Raw genomic sequence first — 5591 nt, 5'->3', positions numbered from 1 at the left:
CCCACAGAGGGCCTCATAACGTGCCTAATTGCCTGAATTTTTTTATTTTCTCCAAAATTAAACATACCGTAAACTGTGGTTCCAAGACTTGCATTAAAATTATAAGTCCTGTAACTGTCAAAACTGTTAATGGTATCATTGACAATTTCATTCAGTTCAGGGTCAAAAGATTTTCGAGTTGTTTTCATTACCCAGGTTTCTTGGTAACTCGTACCAGCACTAGCACTTAAATACTTAAATAGTTTAAAATTTGTACTTAAAGGAATCGAATGGCGGGCACCCAATAGTGCCTTATCAAACATTTCTTTCTTAAAAAAAAGAGAGTCTGTTGTATTCATTCTGTTTTCAGCAGTAACATCATATTGAAAATTGATGTTTTCAAAAATCCCCTTTTTTATTCCATTTTTTGGTGCAAATGGAAATATGCGTGACACACTGGCTGTGACATTGGGTAAAGATAAATTTATTTCTTGTGTATTGGTGTTTTGAGAGTGTGTGGCAGCAATATTTAAGTTGACTTGGGGTTCACCTTCAAAAGTTTTGGAATAAGAGACAGAAGAGCTCAATGTGTTGTTTAAAAAATTAGCTGTATTTAATTGATTGATTGATTGTTGATAATATCTGCTACTGCCTAAGTTTACTGAAGCCGAAAAACGTGAACTGGGATTTGCTTTGGCGTCCTGGCTGTGTGTCCATCGAATGTTATAGACTGAGGCTTCAGAAAAATCAGGAAATCCACGTTCGCTATTTAGAAGCTTTTCATATCTAAAGTTGACATTTCCACGGAAGCGATATCGCAAGGCATAGTTTGACTCTACACGCATACCATAACTTCCGTTGGTATAATAATCACCTAGCGTTAAAAGATCTACGTAATCATTGATTGCAAAATAATATCCTCCGTTTTGAAAGAAAAAACCGCGGTTATTGTTTTCTCCAATTGTTGGTATAATAAAACCGGATGCACGGTCTTCTTCAAGTGGAAAAAAACCAAAGGGTAACCCCAATGGTGTAGGCACATCGGCGATGTACATATTGGTTAGACCGGTAACAATTTTCTTTTTTGGGACAAATTTTACTTTTCGTGCATAAAAGTAATATTCAGGATTGTCAATATCTTTTGCCGTTGTAAACTTTACATTGTTTAAAAACACAACCGAATCATTTTCACGTTTTGATACTTCGGCTTTTACCTTAAATTCACCCTGTTCTGTTCTGGAATTATAAATAAGTGCTTTTTGAGTGTCATAGTTAAACCGTATAGAATCTGGCTCTACTTTGTTGGTTCCTTGCACAAAAACCGGAAGTTGGGAATAAGAGCCGGTTGAGTCAATTATTCCCTTAGCATAAACTTCTTTTTTATCGTAATCAAAAATGATATAGCCGGCATCAATCTGCATATCATCATATTTGATAAATGCTTTATTGAACATGTATATTTTGCTTTCCTTCCCGTTCATAAATACATAATCTTCACCAAAATAATCTACTATGTCTGTAAGTAATTCATTTTGTTTTTGAATGCTGTCTTTTTGAATGGTGTCATTGACTTTTTCAGTTGGAATTTCAGGTAAATCGGAGGGTAAAATTTCCACATTATTTTCCACTGCCGGGATGGAGTCTGAAGGAGAGTTACCAATTTCTTGTGCTTGAGTAAGATATCCACTCAAAAGTACACAAAAAAGCAATAAAACTAGATGAAGTTTATTTGTTTGCAATGGTAATAATCCTATTTTTGTAAAGCTATGGCTTAATTATTGAAGTGTCAAAATTAAACATATTTTTTGGGTATCTTTTTACCTCAACCCAAAATTTAAAATATAAACAAGTTAAATCACGTTTGATTTTTTATGAGAACGAAATCGATTGTTTTTTTAGTATGCTTTATTACGGTTGCTACTTGGTTGATTCCATCAAATTTATCAGCTCAAAATAAACCATTTACGGTAGTGCTTGATGCCGGTCATGGTGGAAAAGACCCGGGTAACAGGGGCAATGGTTATTATGAAAAGGAAATAGCACTAAACATAGTCTTAAAAGTTGGAAAAGAACTTGAAAAAAATAAAGACATAAAAGTAATTTATACCCGAAAAACGGATGTTTTTCTGGAACTTCATGAACGGGCGGCCATCGCAAACAAAGCTGACGCCGACTTGTTTGTTTCTATACATTGTAATGCACACAACTCAAATGCTCACGGAACAGAAACCTTCATTCTAGGATTAAATAAAAATGCTCAAAATCTTGAAATAGCCAAAAAAGAAAATCAGGTAATTTATTTAGAAGATAATTATGAAGAAACCTATGGTGGCTTTGATCCCAACGCACCTGAATCGCTGATTGGTTTAATCATAATGCAGGAAGAATACCTTGAACAAAGTATATCAATTGCCAGTTTAGTTCAGGATAACTTTACCAAACAACTTAAAAGAAATAACAGAAGTGTAAAACAAGGGCCATTTTGGGTATTGCACAATACCTATATGCCCAGTGTTTTGATTGAAACTGGTTTTCTGACCAATAAAAATGAAGGCGCTTATTTAAACTCTAAAAAAGGTCAGGATGAAATGGCGAATGCCATATCTAAAGCAGTCGTTGATTATTACAACTCAATCAAGTATCTTTATACAGAAAATAAATCTTCAATAGAACGACCATCAACAAAATCAGTTCCTGAAGTAGATATTTATGAAAATGTATTGTTTAAAGTTCAAATAGCTGCCAGTTCTAAAAAAATTGACGTTAAGCCCTATAATTTTAAAGGACTAACAATGATAACAAGAGAAAAAGAAGCTGGTTTGTTTAAATACTATTACGGTTCAACATCAGACTTTAACCTGATTAAAGCGCTTCAAAATGAAGCACAAAATAAAGGTTATGAATCTGCTTTTATTGTTGCTTTTAAGAATGGTAAAAAGACAAAACTTTCTGAAATTATAAATTAATCTTTATTTACCACTTGTGTTTAATATTATTTCTAAATTTGTTAACTAAATAAAAAACCTGCGTGAAACTCACTAAAGAACTTAAAACCGGATTACTTGCTGTATTTGCAATCACTACTTTTATTTTAGGCTACAATTACTTAAAAGGAAGTAGTCTACTTCAAAATGAACGTGTCTTTTATGCTGTTTATGACAATGTGGAAGGCCTGAGTCAATCTTCAGGAGTAATGATAAATGGTTTGAGAGTTGGAAGAGTTCAGGAAATCACGATTGATAAAGAAACAGGAAATTTGATAGTACAGTTTAACGTTGAAAACAAATTTGAATTCTCTAAAAGTAGCATTGCCCAAATTTATGGTGGCGGAATCATAGGTGGTAAGTCACTTGCTATTGTACCTGACTTTGAATCTACTAATATGGCGCAAAGTGGAGATACTTTAAAAAGTGAGATTGATGAAGGAATTATGGAACTTGTAAATAACAGGTTATCACCCTTACAAATGAAAATTGAAAGTGCCGTAGAAGGAGTTGATAGCTTAATGGTATCAATCAACGATGTTCTGGATGTTAAATCTCGTGAAAACTTAAAAAAATCCATTGATGACTTAAACAAAATAACCTCTTCTTTTGCTGTTTCCGCTGAGTCTCTTCAAAATATCCTTGCCGGAAACGAAGAAAAACTTAACAGAACATTTGACAACCTCGATGTCACAGCTCAAAATTTTGCTACACTGTCAGACTCATTGGCACAATTAAACTTAAACCAATTGGTTGGAGAACTGGAAACCACCATTGGCAATTTCAAAGCCCTTTCAGAAAATCTTTCCAATGGAGAAGGCACGCTTGGCAAACTCTTAAACGACGAAACTGTTTATGAAAACATTGAGTATGCTACCCGCCAGCTTGAAGAATTGTTGCAGGACATAAAACTCAACCCAAAAAGATACATCAATATATCAGTGTTTGGTAAAAAGCCCGGTGAGTATCAGGAACCCGAAAGCAGGGATCAGTAAATATTTAAAAAGCAAGCTAAATGAACTATATTCCAAATATTATTTTCTTAACAGCTCTTTTTATTGGAGTTGGTTTTTTTATTCAAAATGTGGGTAAACTAAGAAGGAATATTGCGCTTGGAAAAGACGTTGATGTTTCAGACCACAAGAAAGAACGACTTCAAAATATGATGATGATTGCGTTAGGACAATCAAAAATGGTAAAGCGCCCCATTGCAGGCTTTTTGCACGTCATAGTTTATGTTGGTTTTATAATAATTAATATTGAAGTGCTTGAAATTATTATTGATGGCTTGTTCGGAACACACAGATCCCTTTCAGTTTTAGGAGGATTCTATGATTTTTTAATAGCTTCCTTTGAAATACTTGCTTTGCTTGTTGTTGTAAGTGTTCTTATTTTTTGGTTCCGTCGGAATGTTCAAAAGATAAAGCGTTTTTTAAACCCTGAAATGAAGGGGTGGCCAAAAAATGACGCCAATATAATTCTTTACATTGAGTTAGTACTGATGGTTTTGTTTTTAACTATGAACGCAGCTGATTACCATTTACAACAAGCAGAAATAGCCACATATACCCAAGCAGGGTCTTTTCCAATCAGCCAGTTAATAGCACCAATTTTTGACGGAATGGATACAGGTTCAATAATCCTTATAGAACGTTCAGCTTGGTGGCTGCATATTCTGGGAATTCTATTCTTCTTAAATTATCTATACTATTCAAAACATCTTCATATTTTGTTGGCATTTCCAAATACCTACTTTGGAAAAGTCACCCCTAACGGAAAGTTTCCAAATAACAAAACTGTTACAAATGAGGTGAAATTGATGATGGACCCCAATGCAGATCCTTTTGCAGCACCGCCTGAAAATGAAGAGAATATACCACCTGAAAAATTTGGGGCCAGTGATGTTACTGACTTGAACTGGGTACAATTGCTTAGTGCCTATACCTGTACCGAATGTGGAAGATGTACAAGTGAATGTCCGGCAAATCAAACCGGAAAAAAACTTTCACCCAGAAAAATAATGATGGATACCCGTGACCGCCTGGAAGAGGTGGGGAAAAACATAGACAAAAACGGAACCTTTAAAGAAGACGGAAAACAACTTCTGGATGACTATATAACCCGTGAAGAATTATGGGCATGTACTACATGTAATGCCTGCGTTGAAGCTTGTCCTGTGAGTATTGACCCATTGTCAATTATTATGGAAATGCGGCAATATCTTGTGATGGAACAATCAGCGGCACCAAACGAATTAAATATATCAATGACGAATATTGAAAACAACGGAGCACCCTGGCCCTACAATCAAATGGATAGATTAAACTGGAAAAGTGAAAACTAGTTGCGATGAAAAAAAATGAAATTGAGAAAAAATTAAAAGCAGCAACCAAAGGAGGATCAAATATAAGCCCCTTACTGCCAGATGATATAAAAAATTATCTGATAGATATCGACGGAACCATTTGTGATGATATACCCAATGAAGAACCTGAAAGGATGCTCACTGCAGCTGTATATCCAGACGCTCTGAAAACGCTTAATAAATGGTATGAAGAAGGCCATTATATTTGCTTTTTCACTTCCCGAACAGAACAGCACAGAGGCTATACAGAAACCTGGCTTAAA

The 5591-nt window shown here is 34.8% G+C and carries 4 protein-coding genes and 1 pseudogene; 4 read left to right on the top strand and 1 reads right to left on the bottom strand.

The genetic code is table 11. From position 1 onward, the window contains the following. A partial coding sequence (locus tag AACY61_RS07900; RefSeq protein WP_339611034.1) for a putative LPS assembly protein LptD occupies nucleotides 1–1670 on the bottom strand: 1670 nt, incomplete at its 3' end. A 180-nt stretch (nucleotides 1671–1850) separates the two neighbouring features. On the opposite strand from AACY61_RS07900, the gene AACY61_RS07895 reads away from it, so the two are divergent. The 4 genes and pseudogenes from AACY61_RS07895 to AACY61_RS07880 form a co-directional block, all read left to right on the top strand. Next, entirely contained in the window at nucleotides 1851–2945 is a 1095-nt protein-coding gene (locus AACY61_RS07895) for an N-acetylmuramoyl-L-alanine amidase (RefSeq protein ID WP_339611033.1), read from the top strand. Nucleotides 2946–3007: 62 nt separating this feature from the next. Next, on the top strand, nucleotides 3008–3958 hold the full coding sequence (locus tag AACY61_RS07890) for an MlaD family protein (RefSeq protein ID WP_339611032.1): 951 nt from the start codon (nucleotides 3008–3010) through the stop codon (nucleotides 3956–3958). A 20-nt stretch (nucleotides 3959–3978) separates the two neighbouring features. Next, nucleotides 3979–5307: a (Fe-S)-binding protein gene (locus AACY61_RS07885; protein WP_339611031.1), complete on the top strand. Its 1329-nt coding sequence runs from the start codon at nucleotides 3979–3981 to the stop codon at nucleotides 5305–5307. A 5-nt stretch (nucleotides 5308–5312) separates the two neighbouring features. Next, nucleotides 5313–5591, top strand: a pseudogene (locus AACY61_RS07880) (phosphoheptose isomerase); the annotation flags it as partial.

Origin of the sequence: uncultured Planktosalinus sp. (assembly GCF_963973675.1) — a bacterium.
Lineage (GTDB): Bacteria > Bacteroidota > Bacteroidia > Flavobacteriales > Flavobacteriaceae > Planktosalinus.
The sequence above is the reverse complement of the archived record's forward strand: the minus strand, read 5'-3'. Positions and strand labels throughout refer to the sequence as shown.